We start from the raw sequence: 217 nt of genomic DNA, 5'->3' as shown, positions 1-217 counted from the left end.
CGGCTACCACGCCATCGAATTCCTGCTCTGGGGCCAGGACATGCATGGCTTCGAGCCTGGCGCAGGCGAGCGTCCGGCGTCGGACTATGCCAAGGGAGAGGACTGCACCGGCGGCAACTGTGACCGCCGTGGCGCCTACCTGCTGGCGGCCAATGACCTGCTGATCAATGACCTGGAATACATGGTCGGCCAGTGGGCACAGGGCGACAAGGACAAC

General features: G+C 64.5%; 1 protein-coding gene. It reads left to right on the top strand.

All coding sequences use genetic code 11. The features are described from left to right. Nucleotides 1-217, top strand: a 217-nt coding sequence (locus V6252_RS13330) for an imelysin family protein (protein ID WP_341610757.1), incomplete at both ends; no start/stop codon positions are given.

The sequence above is a fragment of the Psychrobacter proteolyticus genome (assembly GCF_038155145.1).
GTDB lineage: Bacteria > Pseudomonadota > Gammaproteobacteria > Pseudomonadales > Moraxellaceae > Psychrobacter > Psychrobacter proteolyticus_B.
The sequence above is the reverse complement of the archived record's forward strand: the minus strand, read 5'-3'. Positions and strand labels throughout refer to the sequence as shown.